This is a genomic window from Spirosoma gilvum (assembly GCF_054776815.1).
Genome location: NZ_BAAHBH010000001.1, coordinates 890,149 through 915,886, shown reverse-complemented (window position 1 = coordinate 915,886; position 25,738 = coordinate 890,149). Strand labels below are relative to the sequence as shown.

Here is a 25,738-nt window from a genome sequence, read left to right as displayed (position 1 = left end):
AATAATACGTGTTTTGAATAAACTGCTACTTCTTAAAAGCAGTTTATGCCCTGGTTTACCGATGCCCAATTCGCTTTTCAGCAAATGGTCGCTTAACTCCGATATACAGTCCTTTTTGGTTCACCAATCCTCCACTTGTGTCTATTCCCGACGAAAACTCTGCACCTATTTTGATTTAATCCACTTTTAGTTAAATATTTTCACATTCATAATACATAGCGATCTTTTTAATATACCTTATAGTAAAGAAATACACAATACAGTTATCATATGGATATATTGAGCACAAAATACAAACCGCATAGTCCCAACCTATTAAAACCACATTACCGATTCCATGTATATGGAGGCAACAACCAATCAGCATGAGCAGAAACTGCGCACCATAATGAAAAATGCCCCACTTGGCTTAATTGAAATAAACCAGGTGGGATCTATTGTGGAAGCCAATCGGTATGGCGAAAAATGGCTCAACCTAATTCAAACGTCCTTTGCCTGTCCTAGTGACAACTTATTTACGCTACTTGAACTGATTGGTTTTCCTGCGATCGAAAAAGTCCGCTATTTCCCTCAGGAGGAAGGGCTTATTTTACTCGATGAACGCCATCAGGTGACCTTACCCAATACGCCCGATAATCAACCGAACTATTTCACGTTTACGGTCACCAAGTTTGGTACAGACTGCATCATGTTCAGTCTGGAAGATATTACGCAGCGCCATCTGGAAGAGCTACAGCGACAGGAAGCCGAACTAGGTAAAGCCATTACCCAGAGTAAGCTCGAAATTGCCTCCGGCGTATTACACGATATTGGCAACGCTGTGGTTGGTTTTGGTTCTTACATGACACGGATTCGACGAGCCGTTGATCAAAATAGTCCCGATAACTTAACCAATCTGACACTTTTCATGGAACGTCAACAAGAGCAGATGGCTACGGCTATCGGAGCCGACCGGGCGGCAGCGGTCGTTACCATGCTCAAGGGTATTGTCAAAGTCCAGCAAGACACGCAACAGGAGTTGCGCAATTACATTACCGAACAGCTCAATATCATTACGCACATTCAGGAAATTCTGACCATTCAACGGCAGTATGTGGCCGGTAATGATAGCCAGGAGCGAAAGCCTGTCAACCTACGCAGCATCCTTAACGACTGTATGGCCATGCTGTTCGCTTCGCTGGATAAACGAGGCATTGCCGTTACGCTGGAAATACCCAACGAAATCCCGATGCTAAAAGGAGATCGTACCAAGCTGATGCAGGTTTTTCTTAACTTACTTAAAAACAGCATCGAAGCCATTGATAATTCGGCCGTTACAAAGCACATCTTAGTTCAGTTGTCGCTCCAGTCTCCATGGGTGTCGGTTGCGATTCAGGATAGCGGTTCTGGTTTCGACGAGTCAACAGGCCAGCAGCTATTTACCCGTTCATTTACAACGAAAACATCGGGCTCCGGCCTGGGCCTTTACAATTGCAAAATGATTATTGAGAGTCATGCTGGCTCAATCCAATTAACCAGTCCGGGACTGGGTCAGGGAGCACTGGCTACGGTCAAATTTCGTACGGACAAGTAGTGCCTCACAACGTATTTCACTGACATATTCCTTTAAAACCAACAGGTGTGATGACCGATATTACCAATACGGCCGTGCTCGTCATTGACGACGAAGAACTAGTACGCAATAACATCGAAGAAATATTAGTGCCTCACCGGAACGTACCGGAAGACGAATCTATGCGTCTGGCAGCCAATCTGCTCTTCGAGAGCCCACAACCCTTACTAGCACCCCGAACCAGTAATCTACCAACGTTCACCGTCGATAAAGCGGCTAATGGTATGGAAGGGCTGGAGATGATAAAACAGGCACTAGCTGCCGGTCGCCCGTATGCCGTTATTTTCCTGGATATGCGAATGCCGGGATGGGATGGCCTGGAAACAGCCATTCATATCCGGGAGTATGATAAAAAAGCTGAAATCATATTTGTAACGGCCTATAGCGATCGATCGATTGAAGACGTGATTACCCAGGCCGGACAGAATGTAGGGTATCATTGTAAACCTTACGCTGCTGAGGAAATAGTCCAGTTGGCCACGAAAGCGATTGCAGACTACCATAAGCTCCGTAATCTCGAAACCCTGATTGCCGACATTTCCTCGATCAGTCTGAAAGGCCACCAGTTGACGCATTTGCTGCAAAATATTTTTCAGCAACTGACCACGCATCTGCAAACCGATCTGGCCGTACTGGGCAAACTCCATGAAGACTTCTCGTACGAAAAGATATTCGCAATTGGTACAGTTGAGGAATCGATCAATCTGGAACGCTTGAAAGATATGGTTCAATCGACGGCCTGGTATGGCGAAGACGTGGTACAGATGGACGAACTGGTACTCACCCGGCTGGACAAATACACGTTATTCGCCATCTTAAATAAGCCTGACCAGTTAAAAACCGAGAAATTATATCTACTTAAACTCTACGTTCAAAATGCCGCTAAGGCCATTCGGAATGCTGAACTTCATGAAGAGTTGATCCAGAAAGAGAAGCTATCCGCTATTGGTCAGGCCATGAGCATGGTGCTGCATGATTTACGGACTCCGCTCAATAACATTCGGATGATGACCACGATGATGCGATCCGAAAATATTCGAAGCGAATGGCTGGATTTAATAGATGAGTGTGGCGATCAGGCGGCTTTGCTTTTTACGGATTTTCTGGATTTCGTGAAGGGAGCGTCGATTGACAAGCAGGCAGTCAGTGTATCGAAACTCCTTGACAATAGCCTTCAGTTCTTAACAAATCAGGTAGAATTACAGGAGGTTCACATTCAGAATGATATTCCGGAGAGCCTAATCTTATGGGGAGATGAGAATAAACTCCGCCGAGTGTTTATCAACTTGTTCGCCAATGCCGTTGACGTATTGAAAACCTATAAAATTGCGAATCCAACCATTAGCCTGACGGCCAGGGAGAACCAAGCCACTCATCAACTGGAGCTGACAATTAAGGATAATGGCCCTGGTATTCCCGGCGACATTCTCAAAACATTGTTTGATCCTTTTGTAACGCGCCAAAAAGCCAATGGAACAGGATTAGGGCTAGCCATTGTCAAGCAATATATCACAGCGCATGGCGGAGGAATAACGGTAGCTAATCAGGATGGGGCTGTGTTTACGATCAGTTTGCCAATTCCTGACGTTTCTAGTGGTCAGCCTACTCATATGGCCGATTTCCTAACCGCTTCTGTTCATTAATCCCTGATTTGCTAAACACACGAATTTTGCACGATTCAGTATGGTTTATCGGTACGAACCGGTTTGTTTTACCGCCGAATAGCAGGTACTCAACTGAGTTGTGATGAAATCGTTTATGTATTATCTGGTTGTGGCCGGTTTAACACTAGCCACTATTTATTGCTTCAATTTCCTCCCCCAGCAGCCGGTCAATCATGGGCAGTCTGGAAAACTGGTACTGGGTGAGATTTCCGCTTTTTTAAACGTATTTGTTCTGGCTTACCATTTTAGCCATCCACCCCACCCCAAATTCTTTATTTCCAGGCAACGCCAATTGCTTCTCTACATTCATATTGGCTCGGGCTGTCTCGAATTAGCCAGTTGTCTATTGGCTTACTTCACCGAACATGCAGGTTGGGCAATGCTGGCAGCAGGCGTTGCCTTAGCCGGGCATATACCAACGTCCTATTCTCAAACTCCGATCGTATCAGGCTCAAAAGCGGTTATGGTGTCGAGCTATGTATTTGTCACAACACTCCACCTGTTCTGCGCGCTCCATCTGCTACAGGAACCTCACTCGGCGTCCTGGTTACTCAGTCTGTTTCTGGTGTTGAACACCTACGTTTGGGTGCGGGTATTTTATTTTCTGTTTGGCCGGATTGGGCTGTTCACCGAATCACTATACACTACCTCGGTGTTATTTGCCGTACTGCTTATCCTGCCTTCTGTTTTGGGTGCTATGGGTAACGTTTTGTTCATCGGTTACCTAATCGCAACAGTATCTTCATATTACCTGCTCATGCGGCCTAATCGCCAGAAGCGTTCGCAACTGGTCGTCGAAAATGCTCGTCCGTGGCTGGTTGCCAAAGTCAGGAAGGAGTTGAATGAGCACTCGTAGCCTACCGCTTTCTCTATATATGAAAAATCCCGTAACATGTCAGGCCACGGGATTTTTTATAATCAGCTTTTCTTTTGCTTACTGGCCAGGGCCTGTTTTTCCGATATGGCCGTGATGGCAGTAACCAGTCGGTCGAGGTCTTTAGGCGTGTGATATACGTGCGGGGTTACCCGTACGCCCTTAATGTTTTCCCACTCAATGGCTGTTGTATGAATTTTGTATTTGTTCAGTAGCTGTCCGTCAATCTCCGCCGGTTTCATACCATCGATGGAAAACAGCGCAACGGCCCCGGCAAATTCAGGCTTGAGGGATGTATGGATTTTCACCCCCGGTAAATCCTTCACCCGCTCCATCCAGTAATTTTTGAGGTAATGCGCCCGCGCAAACTTCCGCGCCGATCCAATGCTGTTATGAAAATCGACGGCAGTGCCGATGGCCATTTCCGAAGCAAACGAACGCGTACCCAGGCTCTCAAACTTTCGAATATCCGGCCCATCGGGTTCGTTGTTTGACAGCAGTGCCCAGATGTTACGAATCTTGTTTTGCTTAATATAGAGCATGCCACTACCAAATGGCGCACACAGCCACTTGTGCAGACTTGTTGCATAATAATCGGCACCCAGATCAGGGATTTTGAAATCGAACAGCGCAAACGAGTGCGCTCCATCGGCAATTACCTCGATGCCACGCTTATGGGCTTCATCGGCAATTTTTCGTACGGGCATCACCTGCCCAATCCAGTTGATCATGTGCGTGACATGGACCACTTTAGTACGGGGGGTAAAGGCCCGGATATACTGCTCCGCCAGGGCATCTTCATTCTCACTAGGCAGGTTCAGATCCAGGAATACCAGTTTGATGCCATCCCGTTTTTCACGCTGCTTCCAGGCGTTGAGCATATTGGGGTAATCCTGTTTGGTCAGCACCACCTCATCACCGGGTTTCAGATTTAGTCCAAAAATGACAGTATTCAGCCCCTCCGTTGCATTTCGGTTGATCGCAATTTCTTCAGGTGAGCAGCCTCCCAGATCGGCCAGTTTTTCCCGCAACGACTCACGGCCCTGGTCCAGAATCCGCCACATGTAATACGAGGGGGCCTCGTTGCTGTACTGATAAAACCGGATGTGCGCATCCTGCACGACCTTGGGTTGCGGGCAAACACCCCCGTTATTCAGATTCAGCAGGTTTGGCGATACAGTGTACTCCGATTTTACCCAAGCCCAGAAGTCTTCATCCTTTGCCCACTCGGTAGCTGATTTGAGTCCGGCATCGGCGGTTGAGACAGGACTGGCGAAGGTTTCAGGAAGAAACGATGGAAGAGTAAGGGCGCCGGTGGCTGCGGCCGCGGATTGACGGAAAAACGCTCTGCGAGTCGACATTGTAGCTATGTATATGAGGATGAGTGCTGTACCGGTAAATCTACATGTTTTTTCGGTTGTTCATGCGTTTGAGATTCCCTTTTCGATAGGACGAACAGGATTGTAACAAAAATAACCCTGTTCATCCTGTCGAAAAGAATCTGATTAGTTTTGTCTATGCAAACGACTGACGCGATTGATAGCTATCGCCCACTTCTGTTTTCCATCGCTTATCGGATGACCGGCGAGATCATGATCAGTGAAGATATTGTTCAGGATACGTTGACGAACTGGCTCAGCCGGTCATCGGAAACCATTCAGGATATGAAAGCGTATCTGGCCAAAAGTGTTATAAACGCATCGCTTAATCACCTGAATGCCGTCAAACGTCAGCGCGAAGCGTATAAAGGTACCTGGTTAGCCGAACCAATCGTAAGTCCACACCCAGTACTGGATGCCAAACTCGATATTTCCTACGGTTTCTTATTACTGCTGGAAAAACTTTCACCCCTGGAACGAGCCATTTTTTTGCTGAAAGAAAGTTTCGAGCTGGACTATTCCGAGCTGGCCGAGCAGTTCGACATAACCGAAGCCAACTGTCGTCAGCTCTATCACCGGGCGAAGGAAAAAATAGCCAGGTCGAACCGTCGATTTACGCTCGATCCACATCAACAGCAAACGTTACTCAACGCCTTTTCCCAGGCCAGCGAAACCGGCGACATCGACAGTCTGATGCAATTACTAAAAACGGATGTTGTGCTGTATTCCGACGGAGGAGGCAAAGTACCCACCGCCATTAATCCGTTGTTTGGGCAAACTGTGGTTGAGCGTTACCTTCGGTCACTGATCGACAAGCGAGGTGAGGAATTAACCGTCAGAGTGGCGCTGATCAATGGATCAATCGCCTTTCTGTTTTCTGATCGTGACACGCAAACGCTGACAACAATTATGGTGCTGGATATTGATGAACAGGGCATTAGTCACATTTTCTCCCTCCGCAATCCCGACAAACTGGCTCACCTCCAGAAAAAATAACCGAAGGCTGTCACAAAACCGACGGTTGGTTTGTCTTGCGCGAAACAGTTTCAGGTTTCACGCATATGGTACACAAACATCCCCGTTGGGTGCAGGTCCTCCTGCTTTATTTCATGCTAGCCAACAGCGTACCGGGCATCTGGGCGTTCGGTTGGCCCCACGATTTTTATAGTCATTTTCCAGGCTTCGGCCATGTATGGGTCGCTGTCGATGGTCCGTACAATGAGCATCTGGTTCGCGATGTAGGTGCGTTTTTTCTAGCGCTTACCGTCCTCAGTTCGTTGGCTCTTTTCGCTCCACATCTCGTTACGGCCAGAGCAGTTGCGATCAGCCTGCTGGTGTTCAATGTACCTCATTTATGGTATCATATGGGGCATTTGCATAGGCTGCCGATAGCTGATCAGATTGGCAATGTGGTAACGCTTTCACTGAGCGTGATTTTACTGATTCCCCTCCTGCTATACAGACCCAACACAACTCAAAAAATTAACCCCTGATTTTCCTGATGAATAAAATCTTAGTTCTTGGCGGTACGGGTGTACTGGGCTCGGCCGTGGTCAATTGGCTACACAACAAACAGGTTGATTTTCTGATCGGCAGTCGGCATCCGGTCAAATCGGAGTCTTACAGCCTTGTCAATCAATTGGCGGCTGATAACTGGAAGCATGTCGATCTGATTTCGGGCGAAGGTTTGACGGAATCGCTGGAGGGTGTCGATACGGTTTTTCACCTGGCCAGCGGCAATGGAAAAATTGGCAGGGAATCTTTCGAAGCTGTTTTAACGCGGAATTTAGTAAACGCCATCCCGACGTCAGAGGTAAAGCATCTGATTTACAGTTCTATAGTGGGAATCGATAAAATACCGTATTCGTATTACCAGGCCAAGCTCGAATCGGAAGCCTTAATCCGTAACAGTCAGGTTCGATATACCATTCTACGAGCCACTCAGTTTCACAACTTAATCGATTTTTTTATCGGTAAGCTGATGCGCTATCCCATTGGTTTTTTGCCTGGAAAGCTACTGGCCCAGCCCATCCATGTTGACGCGGTCGCCCACGAGCTTCATCAACTGGCCTTGGCTGGCAATCAGAACACCATACTCAATCTGGGAGGGCCACAGGTATTGGATTTCAAAACACTGGTTCGGTCGTGGATGAACTACCAAAACTTGTCGAAACCAATCCTGCCCCTTCCTGTGCTGGGGACACTCATGAAGGGTTTCGCCATAGGGGCCAATACCTGCCCGGAAAAGGCCATAGGCTCAAAAACCTGGGAAGACTATTTACAGGAAACCTGACACGTTGCTGGTTCGTCCGCGATTGTATCGTGGGCGAGCCAACATGTAGTAATTTAGTTTGGGACTTTAGCCTTTTCTGGCTATCTATGCGATCATACAATGTTCCATCCACTAATGACTCGTTTTTTCTTTTCGCTTAGCCTTATTCTTTGGGCTGTCTCGGCCAGTGCTCAAACCACACCCAAAATAAAAATACTTCTTATCGGCACATTCCATTTCGGTCCCACTGGCGACAAGGGTAAAATTGCCTTCGACGATTTATTCTCGGTAAAACGACAACAGGAACTTCAGCAACTAACGAATCAACTAGCTCGACTGAAACCAGATAAGATTTTTGTTGAAAATGAACCCGATCGGCAGGCCCATTGGGATAGCTTATATGCACAATACCAGTCTGGGAAACTCGACACCAACTCGGTAAGTAATGAAATTTTCCAGGTGGCCATGCGAACCGCCCGTAAAGCTGGACTTCCGCGCGTTATTTGCGTCGACCATCAACAACCCCTCCCCTACGATAAGTTGCAGGCCTTTGACGCGCGAACCAGTAAAGATTCGGTAGCTCTTCGTAAAATGGCTGCTTACAAACTACTCAGCCTGTCCTATCCGTATCCAAAGAAAACCAAAAAGCTAGCGAACTCAACCCTGATCGACTATCTGCTTTATGTCAACTCACCCGAAGCAGGGGCTGGCGACCGCGCCGATTTTTTTGTATATGCTCCATCTTCCGGCTACGACAACGACTACACAGGCGTTGAATTCATAACAAGCTGGTACGACCGGAACGCGAAAATTTTCACGAACATCCTCCGTCAGGCCGAACCAACCGATCAGTTTCATATTGTTCTGTTTGGGTCTACGCACATGCTTTCTTTACGCCACTACTTCCAGATGCACCCGTATTTTGACCTCATTGACTTAGCCGACGTGTTGAAGTAAGCAGTCAATCAATACCAGTAATCCAAAGCAGCTTTGGCAATTCGGGCAATAACGGCTTCGCGTGTTTTCGTGTCGGTTTTGGCGTCGGAGACGAACACGGCAATGGCTATATGACGCCCGTTGGGCAAGGTAAAAATGCCAACATCGTTGGTAGCGGCTGTCACGCCGTCGATCGTCCAGGAAGTGCCGGTTTTATGCGCTACCGGTGTGCCTGGCGGAAGTAATCCTTTCAGTCGCTGAAGGCCTGTTTGGGTATCGGTCAGCAGATGGAGCAGGAATGCATGACTAGTTTTGGAAAGCCCCTTCCCTTCCTGAACGGCTCGCAATAAGGTAATTACCTGGGTTGGTTTTGCCCAGTTCCGGTACTGGACTGCGTTGTCGCTACCGATCTCTTTCTCCGTATTCAGGACCATCACTCCTATAACACCCAGCGTTTTCAGGTACGACATCACTACCTGCGACCCACCAACTACCCGCAACAAAACATCACTGGCCGACCCGTCGCTTTCTGAAACAGCAAACCGAAGAAGTTCAGCAATCGTTATGTCGGTTCCCTGAGGGAATTTGTCTCGAATCGGACTGTGCTGTCGCTCAGATATATAGTCACTCTGCGTCACATGAATCACCTGGGTTAGGGCAAGCTTCCCCTGATCGACCTGATGCAGCACGGCCATACCGATTGGCAGTTTATAAACACTCTGCATTGGGTACTGCTCATTCTCCTGAAACCCTACCGACTCTCCCGTTTCCAGTAACGTAGCCGCAACACCTACACGCCCTTGGGCATCCTGCGCAATCTGCTCGATCTGGCGACGAAGCTGCTCGACTGATTTAGGAATTCGTTTCTCCACTTGGGCGTTCGTGGAAACGGTCATAACCAACGTAGTCGTAACGAGAAGGAAGCTTTGGAATAAACGTGTGTGTACCAGCATGATTGAGGGAAAACTGTCGGAAAATTAGTCATATCTCCCAACTTTCCGACAGTCAACCTGTCATAAAGCCATCCATGTAAAATAGATTCAGGCGGTTTGGCGTAACGCGTATCTTTCACTTCTTAGCCGCATCGTTACGTACAGTCTGGCGACGATTGGTGCTAAGTGTTCATTGGTTCTGTCCCCTAATTCGCACGCTCGTTTATGTTTGGCAAGAAAACTGAGGCTACTGACAAAGCCCCTAAACCTAAAAAGTCACCCCTTCGGGAATGGCTCGACTCGATTCTGTTTGCGGTTATAGCCGCCACACTTATTCGGTTCCTCACCTTCGAAGCCTTCGCTATTCCGACCCCTTCCATGGAGAGCGACCTGATGGTGGGCGATTACCTGTTTGTCAGTAAGCTCCACTACGGCGTTCGTACACCCAAAACGCCCTTGCAGGTCCCCCTCACCCATCAGAAAATCTGGGGCACCGAGATTCCGTCGTTTAGCAAAGCGATTCAGTTACCCATTTATCGGCTACCCGGCTTTACGACCGTAAAAAATGGGGATGTCGTTGTGTTCAATTATCCACCCCCAAAAACGGGTGAGACCGATTACCCTACCGACCTGAAAACCGATTTTATCAAACGCTGCATCGGCATTCCCGGCGACATCATTGACATTAAGCAGGAGCAGGTGTATGTGAACGGCAAAATGATGCCCACACCCGACCGGGCACAGACCACCTATTTCATCAAAACCACCGAAGAACTTGATGAGCGCTTTTTCCGCAAATACGACATTGTCAACGATTTTAAATCGGCGGAAGGGCCTTTCATCAACTGGCAGCCTCTTGCCGTTTACAACGATACAACCAAAACGTATAAGCTGGTCGGTTATCGGGTCAACACCACCAAAGATATGATTGCCAAATTTAAAGAGTTCGACTGGGTTAAAGGCATCGAGTCCATGATGGAACCAGCTGGTCAGGCAGGGCCCGGCATTTACGGCAGTTCAGCATTTACCTGGAATCAGGACAATTTCGGGCCGCTTACCATACCAAAACAGGGCATGACGATCCCAATCAACCAGCAAACCATTGCGTTATACGGCCCCGTCATCGAGCGATACGAAGGCAATGAAAAGGTAGACGTAACGCCAACGAGCATTAAAATCAACGGGCAGCCTATAACATCCTACACCTTCAAACAGGGCTATTATTTTATGATGGGCGACAACCGGCACAATTCGGAAGACTCTCGCTATTGGGGTTTTGTGCCTGCCGACCACATTATTGGTAAAGCCGTCTTTGTCTGGATGTCTATTGATCCGGTTCCGGCCGATGTGTGGCACAAAATCCGCTGGAATCGCCTGTTCCGATTAATTGATTAAAGGCGAATAGGTTTCTCCTTTCCAGCAGTTCACAGTACAGATTAATCTAGTCGGTAGATATACTTATACAACCAGAGGCCAGAATTTTGTTAGCGGATTCTGGCCTTTGGCGTATAAATAGCTTAATATCTACTGAATATCAGCTTTTTGCAAACCAATCATTTCTAAATTCTTTAAGCCTTTCTTTTGGTGAGTTAAATTCGGACTTACTTATCCTTGTCGCTCAAAAACCCCGATCCACCACCCAAAATCGGGCATTCGGCAACATTCATTTTCGGACGCTGGCTTTACATATCAATTTCGGCCCATCGATTTAAGCACCTCACTACAGCGGAGTAATCCCATGAAAAAAATACTTCTTTTGCTTTTACTGAGCAGTACAGCTTTTGCTCAATTTGGACCAGGTGGCGGTGGACCCGGTGGTGGTCGATTTGGTGGCCCCGGCGGTCAGGATGGTTTTGGTCAGAAAAAAGAAAAAACGTTTATCCCCGGCACCGATACCGACACGCAACCCAAAGGGAATGGTAAAATTTCGGGTATCCTGATGGATTCAACAACCAGCAAACCCGTTGAATATGCCACCATTGCCTTGATCAATACGCAAACCAACAAGCCCATTGACGGTACCACCGCCGACGAAAAGGGAAAGTTCACCCTGTCGAAACTGGCACCCGGCACGTACAAACTTCAGTATTCGTTTATTGGCTACAAAAACCGCCTGTCGGCTCCGATCACCATTGCTAAAGGTTCAGAAATCAACGTGGGCGTCATCAACCTTCCGGCCGATGTTCGGACTCTGGCCGAAGCCACCGTAACGGGCCAGGCAGCTATGATTGAAGAACGAGTGGACCGTCTGGTGTACAATGCCGAAAAAGACGTAACGACCAAAGGGGGCGATGCCGCCGATGTGATGCGGAAAGTCCCGATGCTGACGGTTGACCTCGACGGCAACCTGACCCTTCGTGGGAGCAGCAACATTCAGGTCCTGATCAACAACAAGCCGAGCACCATTGTCGCTTCCAGCGTAGCCGATGCGTTGAAGCAGATTCCGGCCGATATGATCAAGAGCGTTGAAGTGATCACCAGCCCTTCTGCCAAGTACGATGCCGAAGGATCGGGTGGCATTATCAACATTGTTACTAAGAAAACCACCTTACAGGGTCTGACCCTCGACGTAAACAGTGGGGTCGGCAACCGGGGATCGAACCTGGGGCTGAATGCGAACTACCGCACCGGTAAAATGGGCTTTTCATTAGGGGGATTTGGCCGGGCCGAGTACAACGTGAAAGGTGAATTTCAAAATACACAGACCACCAAAACGGCTACCGGCAATCAGGTAACCATTCAAAACGCCAATACCCTTTCTCAGCGGCTGTTTGGCAACTATCAGTTGGGCTGGGATTACGACATCGACAAAAATACGTCGCTGACAGCCAGTGTACGCTACGGCGCACGGAACGGTAGTGTCACCCAGAATGGCCTGCTGACAACCACCTACCTGCCTGGTGTCACTAATCCTGTGCTCAACCTTCGTGATGTGTCAACGAAAGACAACAATGGCAATCTCGACGCAAATGTAACCTACACCAAAACCTACAAACCACAGCAGGAACTAAGCGTTCTGGGATTGTTTAGCCAGAACAATCGCCAGAATGATTTCACGGCCGATCTGCTGAGTGCCACAGATATGCATACCATCCTGTCGCGGCAGCGGAACGACAATCCCAGCCAGAACAAGGAATCGACGTTGCAGATTGATTACCAGACACCCCTGAGCCAGAAAACATTGCTGGAATTTGGAGGTAAAGGCATTGTCCGTCAGGTAAATAGTGACTATACCTATTTCATTGCGCAGGGCGCTACCGGCGATTATGTGGTAGACAATACCCGGTCAAACAATTCGCTGAACTATCAACAGCAGATTCTGGGTGTTTATGCTTCATTTACGGCCGCACTGCCTAAAAAATTCACCCTTAAAGCGGGGGCTCGGTATGAATATACGCTGCTGGATGCCCGGTTTGGCTCGGAGCAAACGGGTACACCTATTTCACTGTCGAACTATGGGAACCTGGTACCTAGCGTCAATATTTCGAAGAGTCTGAAAGGCAACAAAACCCTGAAACTGGCCTATAACCGTCGGCTCCAACGGCCTGGTATCCAGTTCCTGAACCCCAACGTCAATTCATCGAACCCAACTAACATCAGCCAGGGTAACCCATACTTATCGCCTGAACTAACCGACAATGTGGAGTTGAGTCTGTCGATGCCTCTGAAAGCGGTTTACCTGACGACGTCCATTTTTGCCCGCCGGACCAACAACGAGATTACCAGCGTACGGGATACAGCTTCCGTACTGGTGAACAACATCGCCCAAACGGCCATTCGGACCAATTACCAGAACGTTGGCTACGAAGACACCTATGGCATGAACGTGTTCGGCAACATCAACTTCTCATCGAAACTACAGCTTAATGGCGGCTTCGATCTGATGCACGTTAATTTGACAAACAATAACGCCAACCCGATTTATGCCGCATCCAATTCGGGCTGGGTATTGGGCGGACGGCTCTTTGGCACCTACACCATCGGTAATGGCTGGGGCCTTCAGGGCGGTGGCGGTATGATGGGTCGCCGAATTCAGCTACAGGGGTATCAGGGCTCGTTTGCCTTCTACAACATCGGTTTCCGGAAAGAGATTGCCCAGAAAAAAGGGAGCATTGGTCTTGTTGCCGAAAACTTCCTGAACCATCCCTTTACGGTCCGTTCGGAGTCGAGCTCATCGATCCTGAGCCAGTCGAGTATCAATAGCTTCTACAATGCGGGTGTTCGATTGACCTTCAGCTACAAAATTGGTAAGATGAAGTTCGTCGACAGCAAACGGAAGAAGTCAATTGAAAACGACGATGTAAAAGGTGAAGGCGGTGGCGGCAACGATGGCCAGCAGCAACAGGCAGCCCCTGCTGGTGGTGGACGGGGTCGCCCATAGATACACATCCCGTAGTTGGTGGACCAGTAACAAAAACTGGACGCAGTCCCCACGGGCGAACACGCAAATTCCTTTATACTGAAAAACTGCTTGTTATGCTATAGCTCGACGTTGAAACTTCTGTAGTTTCAACGTCGAGCTTTTGGTACTTTCTTCTTATTTTCATAGTCCACTAAGTCAGATCGTGCTTTACTTAATGGTCGGTCAATTGTATCAGCTTCCGTTATAGGCAATAAGTCAAATTTCATTCACCAGCAGACGGCTTGCTTTTCTGCTTCTGCCATTCGAACAGCCCATACCCAACGAGTAATCCGTATTCCACAAAGACAAGGGGTATATTCTCGTTGTAAGGATAGGTTTGGTAAGCACCATAAGATAGGATGGCAAGTCCCGACCAGATAAAGGGATAGCGAAACGGGGTAAATAGAGCTACTGCCAACAGCGAGGTAATATACCAGGGGTGAACCGTTGTGGACAACAGCCAGTATAGGCTCAGCGTCAATAGTAGTTGAATCGATAGTTTACGAGATGATGCCTCTCCACGGCTCCAGACCGCGATGGCAATCGTACCGAAGGCAATCAGTATGAATAGATATGGACCCGCTTCTTTGATAATGCTACGTCCTGAAAGTACAAAACCAACCGCCCGGATTAAATAGTAAATGCTGGCATTGAATTCAAGCTTTTGGAAATAAAGACTCAGACTGCTAAACACATTCCGGATCAGATTTATATCAATAAACGGCACAAAAAGCAATCCTGTAAAACCCAGAGTAACTGTAGCATACACAAATCCACGCTTCCAGCCTACGTATCGAATCAACAGCGGAAAAAAAATGATCGGCAGGAGTTTTGTACCGATACTGAGGGCCAATGCCATGGAAGAGGCTACCCATCGTTTTTGCAGATAGGCCCAAACGGCGAAAAGAGCGCAGAAAATTAGAATTGCCTCATAATGTACATTTCCCGTAAGTTCCAGAATTACCAGTGGATTGAGGCCGTATAGCAGGGCTAGATTTGGGTTTTTCCCGAACCATCTAAGGAGAGTTGACAACAACCACAGCGTACCAATTTCTGCCAGCAGAATCGGGATACGTAAGCCAATCACATTACCCAGCAAATGATGGGGCGAAAGAAAGGCGGCTAATCCAAACAAGGCCTGATTGACGGGTGGATAAACCGTGAAGAAATTGGGGGAGTTCAGGCTCCTGTACAGCGATTCGGTTAATCCAGCCGCCAGGGCTAAAGGAGTATGGATAATCTGGCTGGGCAGATAAAGATACGGGTTATAACCATTAGCAACCAGATGCCCATCCCAGATGAATCGAGCATAGTCATCCGATAGGTTCGGAATAACTGCCAGCAGACTGAGTCGGAATAAAATGGCCGCCAGAAAAAGAAATCGGTCGGGCTCAGGTTGAGTAACTGACGGGAGTAATGACTGACTTGGAACGGACCACAGCGGTCGGGTAATCCGAACATAGCCCCAAAAGGAAAGTCCGTATAACAGAATCAGGAGGTTAAATTGCGGACGAGCCACCCCATATCCTATCAGGCTATACAAAGCCAATGAAAGAAGTAGCCAGCCAATCCGGAAGGGCGTAATCATGGCTGTAGAACAGTCTGCTTCGGCGCGACGTTCGTTTCCTGGGCCCAGCTATGCACCAGCGTATAACCAACCACCAAACAATACCCAATGACCAGCAAACTATGGAAAACTACCATTGAATAGTCGTCCAGGTATAGCCCCAGGCCGAGCCCTGTCAGAAAATACAGCCCAAGTCCAATTTCCCCAAAAACAGATTTGGGTAATGTTTTCTTTAGGTAAACATTGCTGGTCCAGTCAACTGGCGTTGTCATACTATTGAATTTTGGCGTACGGACAAAGGGCGTCTTTTTTCCAAACAGGCCTTCCAGCACGGCCAGACTGTTGTGCAACGACAGACCCAACATGATGGAAATAAAGGTAGGAAAGAGCCAGAAAAATCGTACGGATCGACTAACGATATTCGCTTTTACCTGAGGGCCATTTAACATTTGCTTTATCTCAGCTTGATAGTAAGCAACTCCATAAAAAAGGGTCGAAATGAGGGTGGCCAGTAAAAATAGATTGGATAGTTTTTGGTCGATAGCTGCCCAGTCGGGATGGCGGTGGTGAATCCACAAAACAGGTAAGCTCAGCATAGCCATCCCTAGAATAAGTACCAGCAGGGAGCTATTCAATAAATGAAAACAGGCTTGTATTTTTTTCTGGACCGAGATGCCTGATTTCTGCCATACCTTCCCCAAAAGCTTCCGACTACATTCGGCTGGCCCTTTCATCCATCGATACTGCTGCGACTTAATCGCATCCATCGTAATCGGCAGTTCGGCTGGCACCCCGACATCGACCCGGTAAACGATTTTCCAATTCGTTAGCTGCGCGCGGTAACTTAAATCCAGATCTTCGGTTAGGGTATCCGCTTGCCAGCCGCCACTGGCTACTATTGCTTCGCTACGCCAAATACCGGCCGTTCCACTAAAGTTTAAAAATAGCTCGGTGGCATAGCGGGCATATTGCTCAATAAGAAAGTGGGCATTCAGGCCAAAAGCCTGAATCTGCGTTAGAAGCGAATAGTTCTGATTGGTGTGTAACCAGCGTGTCTGAACAACACCAATGTCGGGCTGCGTGAAACTGGGAAGCACACGTAGTAAAAAATCGGCATCCGGTAGAAAGTCCGCATCGAAAATCGCAATGTACTCGCTATCGATCAGGTTAAGTCCGTAGGCTAGTGCACCTGCCTTAAACCCCGATCGGTCGGGCCTGCGGATGTGTACCACCGGAAGATCTGCTGCTTTATAAATAGCTACTTTTTCAGCAATCAGCAACGTAGTGCCGTCCGTCGAATCGTCCAGAATCTGAATGGACAGCTTGTCCAAAGGATACCGCAACCGGGCGATTGTATCAATCAGCCGCTCTACTACGTATAACTCATTATAGATGGGCAATTGAACCGTGATCGAAGGCAGCTCTTCCCAATCGATAGCCGTCTCTGGAAAGCGGTCATTTCTCAAACACCATCGACCGTATGCGTACCGTACAAGAAGCCCCAACTGACCGATACTGAACAGAACGACCAGGAGAATCAGCAGGTTGTAAAGAAAGAGAATGAATAACTCCATGGTGTCAAACCCAGCTCACGATCCGCCTGATTACCAGTATTTAAAGATGGTTGTCAGGATTTTATAGCCCGCCAGAACCGTACCTTTAATTGTGCCTGAAATCTTTGAGTGACCGATCCGTTTTCGATAACTCACGGGCACTTCGGTTGTTTTACAGCGCAACTTGGCCGCTTTTAACTGCATTTCGACGGTCCAGCCATATGTTTTATCCTGCATGTTCAGGGCCACTAACGTATCGAACCGAATGGCGCGAAAGGGACCTAGATCCGTGAAACGTACGCCATACAACCAACGTAGCAACCGGGTAGCCAGCCAGTTCCCGAAGAGCTGCTGGGGTGTCATGGACCCCCGTTGTCGGTTACCCAGCGCCCGCGAACCAATCACTAAATCAGCTTTCTGTTCCAGAATTGGGGCAATGACGTAGGGCAGTTCTGCCGGAAAATCAGAATAGTCGGCATCCAGAAAAACAACGATGTCGGGTACTGGCTGACGTTGTTTAGCGTAGGCAATGCCCCGTAAACACGCCCGCCCATAGCCTTGAATGGGTTCGTCGAGCACGGTAGCACCAGCACGGGACGCTTCAACGGCGGTCTGATCGTTGGAGTTGTTGTTGACGACAATAATTTCCTGTACGAGCGCATCGGGTAGTTCACGGATTACCTGTCCAACTGAATTTTCCTCGTTGAAGGCGGGTATGATCACGACGATAATGGGCTGATTCAAACGTAGCGTGGCAATAAGGGCGAAAAATAAAGGTGATGTCTCATAATGGCTGACCTATTTTCAAAAGATAACCCTCATAATCAGCCCATTCGTCAATGTCGGTTAGTTCTTCAAGCTGGGCGTAGGTTAAGCCATGCTGTAAGATAGCCAATTCGGTCAACTGTCTTAACTCGGGTTGGCTCCAGGGCATATGATGAAATAAAAAAGGCTGAAGTTGTTTCATGCCCAGCAAATAATACCCGCCGTCGGTAGCTGGCCCGATGACCACATCTACGGTATCAAGAGCTGCAAACGCGTTATGAATGTGACTGGGGGTTATATCAAAACAGTCACTGCCAATAATCACTACTTTCCCGGCCCCCGCTCGAAATTGTTCCTCAAACGCATTGTGCATACGCTCGCCCAAATCCATGCCCGATTGTTGATACTTACCAAAAGGATTCCACCCGTCATCGGCATTTACAAAATCACCGTAGTAGACAGCACAGCGCCCCTTAAACTCAGAAACCAGATTCTGGGTGTACGTCAATAAGTGTTGGTACACGTCCAGGGCTTTAGTATCCCCCACCGTTCGGGCAATGCGGGTTTTGACCTGACCAGGAATGGGATTTTTGACAAAAACTATCAGTTGCTCTGCTGCCATGACTATTACTAACGAAACAAACGAACAATCGGTTATTGAAATCGTGTGATTAACCCTCAACGCTTATCTTGCGAAAAAGATAGCCTAACATCGTTTATGACCATCCTCGAACAGATTCAGCAGACAACCCAGTTTATTCAATCGAAAACACAACTTACTCCCCAAGTCGGCATTATTCTTGGCACGGGCCTTGGCGCACTGGCGCAGGAACTAACCATCGAAACGACATTATCCTACGAAGCCATTCCGCATTTCCCCCTGTCGACGGTTGAGTTTCATTCAGGGAAATTACTGCTGGGCACCCTGGGCGACAAACCGGTCGTTGTGATGCAGGGACGGTTTCATTTTTATGAGGGCTATTCCATGCAGCAAATTACGTTTCCGGTACGGGTCATGCACGCGCTGGGCGTTCGAACGCTGCTGGTCTCCAATGCTGCCGGTGGCCTGAATCCAGCGTTTCAGACAAGCGACCTGATGGTCATTGACGATCATATCAGTTTGTTGCTCCCTCAAAATCCGCTTGTAGGACCAAACCCACCCGAATTTGGCGACCGCTTTCCCGATATGAGCGAACCGTACAGCAAGTCGTTGATCGATCAGGCTTTTGCTATAGCCGATGAACTCGGCATTCGTCTCCAGCGTGGCGTTTACGTCAGTGTAACAGGTCCTCAACTCGAAACACGGGCTGAATATCGAATGCTTCGCCAGTGGGGTGCCGATGCCGTGGGTATGTCCACCGTTCCGGAAGTGATTGTCGCCAGTCAGATGGGGATGGCCGTTTTTGGTGTATCGGTCATCACCGACATGTGCATACCGGAAACTCTGGAAAAAGCCGACATCCAAAAAATTATAGCGGCTGCGGGTGCGGCAGAACCCCAGCTGACTCGCCTGACGCGGGCCTTGGTCAGCCAGCTGTAGCTCAGGCGGTTGTACCTCCGCAACTGGACCCGGCCCCAGCCGTGCAACCGTAGCAATGCTGGTTGATAACCACCGAACGCTGATTTAAGGTAGTCAAGTCAAAATCCTGTACGTGCTGGACCGGACTGGCTACTTTTAAATCGAGCATCTGATTAAAGTCACAGTCGTATATGAACCCATCCCAACTAATCGACAGGGTATTTCGACACATGACGCCAGCAGCGGCTACCGGATTGAACGCATTGACCAGTTTTTCCATGTAGCTGTCATAGTTACCGGACGAAATCAGGTAGTCCAGAAATCGACTGATTGGAATGTTGGTGATGGCGTAGAGGTCATTGAATTGAATGCCAAACTCATCCTGCAGAACCCGTTTGAACTGCCGCTTCAAACTTTCCTGCGCACCAGGCAGAAATGCGCCATTTGGGTTGTAAACCAGATTCAGCAGCAGGCCCGTATCGGGCTGACCGTAGCCCACTGCATTCAGCATACGTAGCGCTCGGACAGAGTCCTCAAAAACGCCTTTCCCGCGCTGCCGGTCAGTTTTGTCGGCATTGTAGAACGGCAACGAACTAACGACTTCAACCTCGTGCTGCCGAAAAAAATCGGGTAAGTCATTGTATTTTGGGTTGGCAACGATGATCGTCAGGTTGCAACGGACCATCACTTTCCGGCCTAGTTTCCGAACCTCTTCAACGAACCAGCGAAAATTCGGATTCATTTCCGGGGCTCCGCCCGTCAGATCGACCGTCGGGATGCTCGTTTGGGCCAGCGCATCCAGACACGCCTGCATCGTTTCGCGGGTCATGATTTCTTTCCGGTCGGGACCCGCATCGACGTGACAGTGTCGACATACCTGGTTGCACATTTTTCCCAGATTGATCTGAAAAACAGCAGGCTCAACGGTGCTTAGTGGAAATAGCCCAGCGGATTGAAGTTTCTGATGAAATAGAGGTAATTGCAACGTATCGGCCACCTCGCTTTGCAGCGTTTGGAGTTGTACGTCAACGTTGGCTAACTGATGCCCACTGGCTTTAAGTGATTTCATAGGTTGAATGAGCGAAAGAGTGAAAGTGCGAAAGAGCGAAAACCATCCGGTAGATACTTTCACCGCGACGACGGCCTGCTCTTTCGCTCTTTCATTCTTTCGCTCTTTGATTTACATCGATAATTCTTTGGCTTTGTTCATCATTTGCACGCCGTGTACCAGTGAAGCTCCTCCGCGAATGGCGGCTGCTACGTGAACGGCTTCCATCATTTCGGCTTCCGAACAGCCTTTTTCGAGCGTGTCGGATGTATAGGCATCAATACAATAAGGGCATTGTACGGTGTGGGAAACGGCTAGGGCAATCAGTGATTTCTCACGGGCGGTCAGCGCACCTTCCGCAAAAACAGAACCGTAATAGGCGAAAAACTTGTCGGCCAGTTCTTTCTGGAACTCACCAATCTTGCCAAATTTCTTGAGGTCTTCAGGATTATAATAGGTCTGCATAAGGTCGGACCGGCGCACCGGCTGAATTAAGTTAAATAGAATACGAGAACTAGCTAAAAATAGATTTCACTCATAAAAATGCCGGAGCCTACGAATCGTGGTGAGCACAATCCAGTCGCCTAACCGGGGCAGATGCGTATGGACCAGCACAATGAGTCTACCCAGCGCCGAAATTACCGTTCGCTGCCGTCGTCTTCGAATGTGATTGAGAATAATTCGGGCCACTTCCGCCTGACTTTTCTGCCAGCGAGGAGGCCGATGGGCGATGGGTACCGGTCGACCATCGGCGTCGAGTACTCGTTTGTCGGGGTCATTCTGCGTAAAGCCAATATGAACTACGCCAAGCTGAATACCCGTATGAGCCAGTTCCAAACGTAGCGTGTGGGCCAAATTCGCCACAGCTGCTTTCCCCGCGCAGTAGGCCGAGCCGCTCGGCATGCCATTCAGTGCCGATATAGATGAAATGAACGTAACGACACCTTTGGTTTTGATCAGATGGGGTAAAGCGGCTTTCAACGGATAAACCGTTCCGTACACGTTGCTATCGAGTACCTGCCGGAATACGTCGGGCTGCATATCGGCAAAGTAAGCCCGCATGGAAATACTGGCGTTCGTAATCAGAATATCCAACTGCCCAAACGTATCGATAGCGGTGGCAATCAGACGTTCGCAGTCCTCGAAGCAGGTTACGTCGGCCAGGCAACTTACTACGTCCAGCCCCTCGTCCAGTAGCTCATCTTCGGTTTGGACCAAACGCTCTGGTGTGCGTCCATTCAAAATCACCTTAGCCCCTGCTACGCACAAGGCCCGTGCCGTAGCTTTACCAATGCCCGATTCCGAACCGGTGACAATCGCTACTTTCCCGGCAAACGGCCCCGAAGTTGCGGCTACACCGGATTTACGTTTTTTCGAACCATCGGTAATGGTACTGAATGAAGCCGACGTTTGTACGTCTACAGGTTCCGATGGGACGATTTGCTTAGTTAGTTCGAGCACGTTGAGTAAGATAGTTATGTCGTTTAAACCAGTTGAAGGCTTCGTCTACAGCTTCTTCGATCGGCGTTTGGGGAAGTCCCAACTCGGAAATGGCTTTATGCGGACTGAAATAATGTCCATCATTAGCCACTGCAATCATGGATGAATTTAGCTGTCCCGGATGGTGAGTCAGTCTGGTCAAAGCATCACAGCCCAGACCATACAACTTGGCCAGGCCGGGTGGAATCGGCCAGCGCGGTGGTGATACGTTCATACGCAGTGCCATCAGTTCAAACGCTTCCTGATAACTCAGGTTAGTGTTTCCCAGAATATAGGATTCACCCAATCGCCCTTTCGTCAGTGCGTTAACCGTTGCGACTGCTACATCCCGCACATGCACGTAATTTTTCCCACCGACCGGATAGCCGATGACGCGCCCCTGGTAGAGTTCCAGCAACATCCGCCCGGACGTTGGTTTGGCATCGAATTCACCCAGCATAAACGTCGGATGAACCAGAATAGCGGGTAGACCTTCCTGCTCTACTGCTTCCTGAACCCGATCCGTGGCCGCCCGTTTACTGTCGATGTAATCGGAACCATACCGCTGTCCCGCAAACGGATACGTTTCGTTTCCAGGTTGCTGCTTCGTTCCGAACCCAAACACGTTGGCTGTGCCCACGTAAACAAATCGTTGAACACTGGCTAATCGGGCTGCGTCAATCAGATTTTCTGTTCCGGTCAGATTCACCACCCATACGGCCGGATTACGGGCTGGGTTCACCTGCGCCAGAGCAGCTGCGTGAATAATGGCATCACAACCGACAACGGCTTTTTTCAGCGACTGTTTATCTAAAACATCGCCTTCGTACTGTTCAATGGGCAGGTCATCCAGCGTTGGGCAATCTTGCTGCCGAATCAATACCTTTACCCGGTATCGACGCGCCAGCAATTCGCGGGTCAGGTGCGCCCCCAAAAAGCCACTGGCTCCGGTTAAGAGTACGGTTGTTTCCATCAACGATAGTTCAGCATGGCTTTATACGTACGGGCAATCCGGCCGGGTGACACGTTCATAAAAAACAGCGAAAAGGCGGTCAGGTTCGCTATTTGTACGCGAAACCAGCTATTGGTATCGTATTTTCGGGCCGATACCAGTACGTCTTTCGGTATGATACAAAACCGGGCCACCTTCCGAATCCGGATAATGATGTCAAAATCCTCCATGATGGTATAGTACTCATCGAAACCGCCCAATCGGTCAAACAGCGCACGGGTTATGAACAGCGTCTGGTCGCCCCCGCGACTCATGATGCCTGGAAAACGGGTTCCGTAGCTGTTAAATCGGAGCATGGTTTTGTCCGAATTGAACCGAAACCGGTAACAACCCGCTTCATATCCCGCTTTAACGGCCTGCTCAATATCCGCAATGAAATCAGGATTTATACCTACATCGGCGTGAACAAAATACAGAATATCTCCCTTGGCCAACGTAGCTCCGAAGTTCATCTGGGCAGCCCGGCCCGGCTTTGGCGATTGCCTGACCGTAGCACCCGCCTGTCTGGCCACCTCAGCCGTGCTATCGGGGCTTCCCGCGTCAATCACCAGGACCTCCCGTAAGGAAGCTCCGCCAAGGGTCAGCAAATTCTGGACTAACCGCCCAATTGCCGCAGCTTCATTATACGTAGGAATGATAATGCTAAACGTCATTGACAATCGATAAGTAAGCAAAATAGACTATTTATCATCCTCTGACAACCCCCTGAGCGCAAAGCACTTTTTCTCTTAAAAAGCCTCTCCAATGGTCAGATAAAAACCGCTCGATTGCCGTCCCAACCCGTAATCCAATCGGATATTAAGATGGTCACGACGGTTTATGGTAAACCGTAATCCGGCTCCATAAGCCAATTTAGGCTCAGTCAACCGTAGTACTGATTGCGCATCACCCAGAATGCCAGCGGCTCCAAAAACCACTCCACCCAGCCGTTTGTACAGATCAAACCGGACTTCGCTCTGAATGAGGGCTACGTTCTGGTCGCGGTATCGACCTTCATAATAGCCCCGCATTCGTTTGGTTCCTCCCAGCAATGACAGGGCATTGAAGGGAGCGTCGCCCGTTGTAAAACTTACGAAATAATTGACTGCTAAGATTGCCTGATTGCTCAACGAATGATAGGACGATACGTCAGCCGTGTAGCGCCCGAAGCGAACATTGCCACCTAAGGCTTGATTCTGAGCCAGATACGCAATGTCGGCCACAACGCCTTTGGATGGAAAGAAGATAATATTACGCGAGTCGTAAAACAGGCCGAGCCCTGCCCCGGACAATCGACTGCCTAACCCACCGGTTACAGTTCCCGAAGCCAGCAGTCCACCCGGCTCGACGCTGGTGACCTGATAATCTTCATACTGATACCGAATCCCAGCATAAAGCTTTCCCTGATTCAGATTTGGAAGAATCCGTCGGAAGGCATTGATCCGTATACGTGGGAAGTTTACGCCGTACAACTCACGCACAACTTCCTGTTGACCAACGCCATAGAAATAATAACTGTAGCGATAATACCCAGCCTCGCCATTGATGTAGTACTTGTCCCGGTCGTAAAAAATCTGAAAGGGCAGGTAAAACAGGATTTGCTTGTTCTGCGTATAGGCAAAGCCTAGCGTAATCTGCGACGGTCGAACCGCGGCTCTGGCCTGAGCGGATGAATCGGTCCGTAAAAAGGCCATATCGCGCCTAAAACGAAACGTAGCCGTAGCCGCTACCCCATACGCCAGCCGGGTTTCGGGCGTATAATAAATCAGGGGAAGCGGTAAGACACTGAATGCTTTGGGAACACTGTCGGGCGGGACCGAAATGAGCAGGGCAGTTACCAGCGACGAAAGGAACATCAAAAATTTAAATTGCTTACCCTATGCATACGAAAAGTTGCCTCGCAGGGTTTGAATTTAGGATTATTAAAACCATTCCATAGATTGGGGCGTATATGTTATAGTAAAAATTAACGCTCATCATGAAAATATACCCCACGTATAAATTCCTTCTATTTGGTTGGTTGTGCCTATTAGCCACGGCTTTCACGGAGCCAGCGGTCGCTCCTGTTGACCATAGTGCCTATGACCGACTGCTGAAAAAATACGTCAATGAAAAAGGTCTGGTCAATTATAAAGGCTTCAAATCGGAGGAGAAAACATTCAATGAGTACCTGGCTATGCTCAGCAAAAATCCACCGGCGGCTTCGTGGAGCAAAAACGAGCAGATGGCGTACTGGATTAACGCTTACAACGCTTACACCATTCGGCTCATTCTCGACCATTATCCCGTAAAAAGTATCAAGGACATTGGGTCAAAAATCAAGATTCCCTTTGTGACAACACCTTGGGCGGCCAAGTTTTTTACGATTGGTGGCGAAAAAATGAGTCTTGATAACATTGAACACGGTACCCTGCGTAAAAAATTTAACGACCCCCGTATTCACTTTACCCTGGTTTGCGCATCCATTTCATGCCCGCGCCTTCGGAATGAAGCTTATATGGCCGATAAACTGGATGCGCAGATGGACGATCAGGGCCGCGATTTTCTGAATAATCCGTCCAAGAATAAAATCAGTAAGGACGAAGCTCAACTGTCGAATTACTTCAACTGGTACAAAGGTGACTGGACCAAAAATGGGCAGTCGGTCGTGAAATGGGTCAATAAATATTCCAACACAAAAATTTCAGACAATACCGACATCGAGTTTCTGGACTACAACTGGAATCTCAACGAGCAGTAATCTCA

General features: G+C 48.7%; 23 protein-coding genes. 11 read left to right on the top strand and 12 right to left on the bottom strand.

What is annotated here, in order from left to right:
• Positions 1-343 precede the first annotated feature (343 nt).
• From ACYVFD_RS03685 to ACYVFD_RS03675, 3 genes are all read left to right on the top strand, one after another.
• Positions 344-1,573, top strand: coding sequence for a sensor histidine kinase (locus tag ACYVFD_RS03685; protein WP_461088401.1), 1,230 nt, complete (start codon positions 344-346; stop codon positions 1,571-1,573).
• Between the two features lie 50 nt (positions 1,574-1,623).
• Positions 1,624-3,255, top strand: coding sequence for an ATP-binding protein (locus ACYVFD_RS03680; RefSeq protein WP_461088612.1), 1,632 nt, complete (start codon positions 1,624-1,626; stop codon positions 3,253-3,255).
• Positions 3,256-3,358: 103 nt separating this feature from the next.
• Positions 3,359-4,132, top strand: a complete 774-nt coding sequence (locus tag ACYVFD_RS03675) for a hypothetical protein (RefSeq protein ID WP_461088400.1) — start codon at positions 3,359-3,361, stop codon at positions 4,130-4,132.
• A gap of 62 nt (positions 4,133-4,194) precedes the next feature.
• Here the strand turns inward: ACYVFD_RS03675 and ACYVFD_RS03670 are convergent, their stop codons facing one another.
• Positions 4,195-5,511 carry an aminotransferase class V-fold PLP-dependent enzyme gene (locus ACYVFD_RS03670; RefSeq protein ID WP_461088399.1) on the bottom strand — a complete coding sequence of 439 codons (1,317 nt, stop codon included), beginning with the start codon at positions 5,509-5,511 and terminating at the stop codon, positions 4,195-4,197.
• Positions 5,512-5,667: 156 nt separating this feature from the next.
• Between ACYVFD_RS03670 and ACYVFD_RS03665 the strand changes: the two genes are divergently transcribed.
• The 4 genes from ACYVFD_RS03665 to ACYVFD_RS03650 all read left to right on the top strand — a co-directional run bounded on the left by ACYVFD_RS03665 (position 5,668) and on the right by ACYVFD_RS03650 (position 8,758).
• Positions 5,668-6,525 (top strand): sigma-70 family RNA polymerase sigma factor, encoded by an 858-nt coding sequence (locus ACYVFD_RS03665; protein ID WP_461088398.1) that lies wholly within the window; start codon positions 5,668-5,670, stop codon positions 6,523-6,525.
• Between the two features lie 65 nt (positions 6,526-6,590).
• Entirely contained in the window at positions 6,591-7,022 is a 432-nt protein-coding gene (locus ACYVFD_RS03660) for a hypothetical protein (RefSeq protein WP_461088397.1), read from the top strand.
• 8 nt (positions 7,023-7,030) lie between these two features.
• Positions 7,031-7,822 (top strand): SDR family oxidoreductase, encoded by a 792-nt coding sequence (locus tag ACYVFD_RS03655; RefSeq protein ID WP_461088396.1) that lies wholly within the window; start codon positions 7,031-7,033, stop codon positions 7,820-7,822.
• Between the two features lie 99 nt (positions 7,823-7,921).
• Positions 7,922-8,758 carry a DUF5694 domain-containing protein gene (locus ACYVFD_RS03650; protein ID WP_461088395.1) on the top strand — a complete coding sequence of 279 codons (837 nt, stop codon included), beginning with the start codon at positions 7,922-7,924 and terminating at the stop codon, positions 8,756-8,758.
• Between the two features lie 8 nt (positions 8,759-8,766).
• On the opposite strand, the gene bla is transcribed toward ACYVFD_RS03650, so the two are convergent.
• Positions 8,767-9,633: a class A beta-lactamase gene (gene bla / locus ACYVFD_RS03645; RefSeq protein WP_461088394.1), complete on the bottom strand. Its 867-nt coding sequence runs from the start codon at positions 9,631-9,633 to the stop codon at positions 8,767-8,769.
• 261 nt (positions 9,634-9,894) lie between these two features.
• On the opposite strand from bla, the gene lepB reads away from it, so the two are divergent.
• A complete protein-coding gene (lepB, locus tag ACYVFD_RS03640) occupies positions 9,895-11,064 on the top strand; it encodes a signal peptidase I (RefSeq protein ID WP_461088393.1) in 1,170 nt (389 codons plus the stop codon).
• Positions 11,065-11,407: 343 nt separating this feature from the next.
• Positions 11,408-14,050, top strand: a complete 2,643-nt coding sequence (locus tag ACYVFD_RS03635) for a TonB-dependent receptor (RefSeq protein ID WP_461088392.1) — start codon at positions 11,408-11,410, stop codon at positions 14,048-14,050.
• A gap of 244 nt (positions 14,051-14,294) precedes the next feature.
• On the opposite strand, the gene ACYVFD_RS03630 is transcribed toward ACYVFD_RS03635, so the two are convergent.
• The 4 genes from ACYVFD_RS03630 to ACYVFD_RS03615 are packed head-to-tail and all read right to left on the bottom strand — an operon-like array spanning position 14,295 to position 18,578.
• Positions 14,295-15,659 (bottom strand): hypothetical protein, encoded by a 1,365-nt coding sequence (locus ACYVFD_RS03630; protein ID WP_461088391.1) that lies wholly within the window; start codon positions 15,657-15,659, stop codon positions 14,295-14,297.
• A complete protein-coding gene (locus ACYVFD_RS03625; RefSeq protein WP_461088390.1) occupies positions 15,656-17,212 on the bottom strand; it encodes a glycosyltransferase in 1,557 nt (518 codons plus the stop codon). The genes ACYVFD_RS03630 and ACYVFD_RS03625 overlap by 4 nt, the downstream gene beginning before the upstream one ends.
• Before the next feature lie 30 nt (positions 17,213-17,242).
• A complete protein-coding gene (locus tag ACYVFD_RS03620; protein WP_461088389.1) occupies positions 17,243-17,935 on the bottom strand; it encodes a glycosyltransferase family 2 protein in 693 nt (230 codons plus the stop codon).
• A gap of 40 nt (positions 17,936-17,975) precedes the next feature.
• Complete coding sequence (locus tag ACYVFD_RS03615) at positions 17,976-18,578, bottom strand: TIGR04282 family arsenosugar biosynthesis glycosyltransferase (protein WP_461088388.1); 603 nt, start codon at positions 18,576-18,578, stop codon at positions 17,976-17,978.
• Between the two features lie 96 nt (positions 18,579-18,674).
• On the opposite strand from ACYVFD_RS03615, the gene ACYVFD_RS03610 reads away from it, so the two are divergent.
• The gene (locus ACYVFD_RS03610) at positions 18,675-19,496 is read left to right on the top strand and encodes a purine-nucleoside phosphorylase (RefSeq protein WP_461088387.1); all 822 of its coding nucleotides are present in this window, start codon (positions 18,675-18,677) and stop codon (positions 19,494-19,496) included.
• Between the two features lies 1 nt (position 19,497).
• Here the strand turns inward: ACYVFD_RS03610 and arsS are convergent, their stop codons facing one another.
• The 6 genes from arsS to ACYVFD_RS03580 form a co-directional block, all read right to left on the bottom strand.
• On the bottom strand, positions 19,498-20,544 hold the full coding sequence (gene arsS, locus ACYVFD_RS03605) for an arsenosugar biosynthesis radical SAM (seleno)protein ArsS (protein ID WP_461088386.1): 1,047 nt from the start codon (positions 20,542-20,544) through the stop codon (positions 19,498-19,500).
• 111 nt (positions 20,545-20,655) lie between these two features.
• Entirely contained in the window at positions 20,656-20,988 is a 333-nt protein-coding gene (locus ACYVFD_RS03600; RefSeq protein ID WP_461088611.1) for an arsenosugar biosynthesis-associated peroxidase-like protein, read from the bottom strand.
• A gap of 66 nt (positions 20,989-21,054) precedes the next feature.
• The gene (locus tag ACYVFD_RS03595; RefSeq protein ID WP_461088385.1) at positions 21,055-21,984 is read right to left on the bottom strand and encodes an SDR family oxidoreductase; all 930 of its coding nucleotides are present in this window, start codon (positions 21,982-21,984) and stop codon (positions 21,055-21,057) included.
• Positions 21,968-22,975 (bottom strand): NAD-dependent epimerase/dehydratase family protein, encoded by a 1,008-nt coding sequence (locus ACYVFD_RS03590; RefSeq protein WP_461088384.1) that lies wholly within the window; start codon positions 22,973-22,975, stop codon positions 21,968-21,970. The genes ACYVFD_RS03595 and ACYVFD_RS03590 overlap by 17 nt, the downstream gene beginning before the upstream one ends.
• The gene (locus ACYVFD_RS03585) at positions 22,975-23,667 is read right to left on the bottom strand and encodes a TIGR04283 family arsenosugar biosynthesis glycosyltransferase (protein ID WP_461088383.1); all 693 of its coding nucleotides are present in this window, start codon (positions 23,665-23,667) and stop codon (positions 22,975-22,977) included. Before ACYVFD_RS03585 ends, ACYVFD_RS03590 begins: the two co-directional genes overlap by 1 nt.
• Positions 23,668-23,742: 75 nt before the next feature.
• On the bottom strand, positions 23,743-24,849 hold the full coding sequence (locus ACYVFD_RS03580; RefSeq protein WP_461088382.1) for a BamA/TamA family outer membrane protein: 1,107 nt from the start codon (positions 24,847-24,849) through the stop codon (positions 23,743-23,745).
• Between the two features lie 122 nt (positions 24,850-24,971).
• On the opposite strand from ACYVFD_RS03580, the gene ACYVFD_RS03575 reads away from it, so the two are divergent.
• Complete coding sequence (locus ACYVFD_RS03575) at positions 24,972-25,733, top strand: DUF547 domain-containing protein (RefSeq protein ID WP_461088381.1); 762 nt, start codon at positions 24,972-24,974, stop codon at positions 25,731-25,733.
• The last annotated feature ends 5 nt before the right edge of the window (positions 25,734-25,738 follow it).

Coding starts and splice junctions, on each gene's coding strand:
- ACYVFD_RS03685 (WP_461088401.1), top strand. CDS start 344: ATGGAGGCAACAACCAATCAGCATGAGCAGAAACTGCGCACCATAATG.
- ACYVFD_RS03680 (WP_461088612.1), top strand. CDS start 1,624: ATGACCGATATTACCAATACGGCCGTGCTCGTCATTGACGACGAAGAA.
- ACYVFD_RS03675 (WP_461088400.1), top strand. CDS start 3,359: ATGAAATCGTTTATGTATTATCTGGTTGTGGCCGGTTTAACACTAGCC.
- ACYVFD_RS03670 (WP_461088399.1), bottom strand. CDS start 5,511: ATGTCGACTCGCAGAGCGTTTTTCCGTCAATCCGCGGCCGCAGCCACC.
- ACYVFD_RS03665 (WP_461088398.1), top strand. CDS start 5,668: ATGCAAACGACTGACGCGATTGATAGCTATCGCCCACTTCTGTTTTCC.
- ACYVFD_RS03660 (WP_461088397.1), top strand. CDS start 6,591: ATGGTACACAAACATCCCCGTTGGGTGCAGGTCCTCCTGCTTTATTTC.
- ACYVFD_RS03655 (WP_461088396.1), top strand. CDS start 7,031: ATGAATAAAATCTTAGTTCTTGGCGGTACGGGTGTACTGGGCTCGGCC.
- ACYVFD_RS03650 (WP_461088395.1), top strand. CDS start 7,922: ATGTTCCATCCACTAATGACTCGTTTTTTCTTTTCGCTTAGCCTTATT.
- bla (WP_461088394.1), bottom strand. CDS start 9,633: ATGACCGTTTCCACGAACGCCCAAGTGGAGAAACGAATTCCTAAATCA.
- lepB (WP_461088393.1), top strand. CDS start 9,895: ATGTTTGGCAAGAAAACTGAGGCTACTGACAAAGCCCCTAAACCTAAA.
- ACYVFD_RS03635 (WP_461088392.1), top strand. CDS start 11,408: ATGAAAAAAATACTTCTTTTGCTTTTACTGAGCAGTACAGCTTTTGCT.
- ACYVFD_RS03630 (WP_461088391.1), bottom strand. CDS start 15,659: ATGATTACGCCCTTCCGGATTGGCTGGCTACTTCTTTCATTGGCTTTG.
- ACYVFD_RS03625 (WP_461088390.1), bottom strand. CDS start 17,212: ATGGAGTTATTCATTCTCTTTCTTTACAACCTGCTGATTCTCCTGGTC.
- ACYVFD_RS03615 (WP_461088388.1), bottom strand. CDS start 18,578: ATGGCAGCAGAGCAACTGATAGTTTTTGTCAAAAATCCCATTCCTGGT.
- ACYVFD_RS03610 (WP_461088387.1), top strand. CDS start 18,675: ATGACCATCCTCGAACAGATTCAGCAGACAACCCAGTTTATTCAATCG.
- arsS (WP_461088386.1), bottom strand. CDS start 20,544: ATGAAATCACTTAAAGCCAGTGGGCATCAGTTAGCCAACGTTGACGTA.
- ACYVFD_RS03600 (WP_461088611.1), bottom strand. CDS start 20,988: ATGCAGACCTATTATAATCCTGAAGACCTCAAGAAATTTGGCAAGATT.
- ACYVFD_RS03590 (WP_461088384.1), bottom strand. CDS start 22,975: ATGGAAACAACCGTACTCTTAACCGGAGCCAGTGGCTTTTTGGGGGCG.
- ACYVFD_RS03585 (WP_461088383.1), bottom strand. CDS start 23,667: ATGACGTTTAGCATTATCATTCCTACGTATAATGAAGCTGCGGCAATT.
- ACYVFD_RS03580 (WP_461088382.1), bottom strand. CDS start 24,849: ATGTTCCTTTCGTCGCTGGTAACTGCCCTGCTCATTTCGGTCCCGCCC.
- ACYVFD_RS03575 (WP_461088381.1), top strand. CDS start 24,972: ATGAAAATATACCCCACGTATAAATTCCTTCTATTTGGTTGGTTGTGC.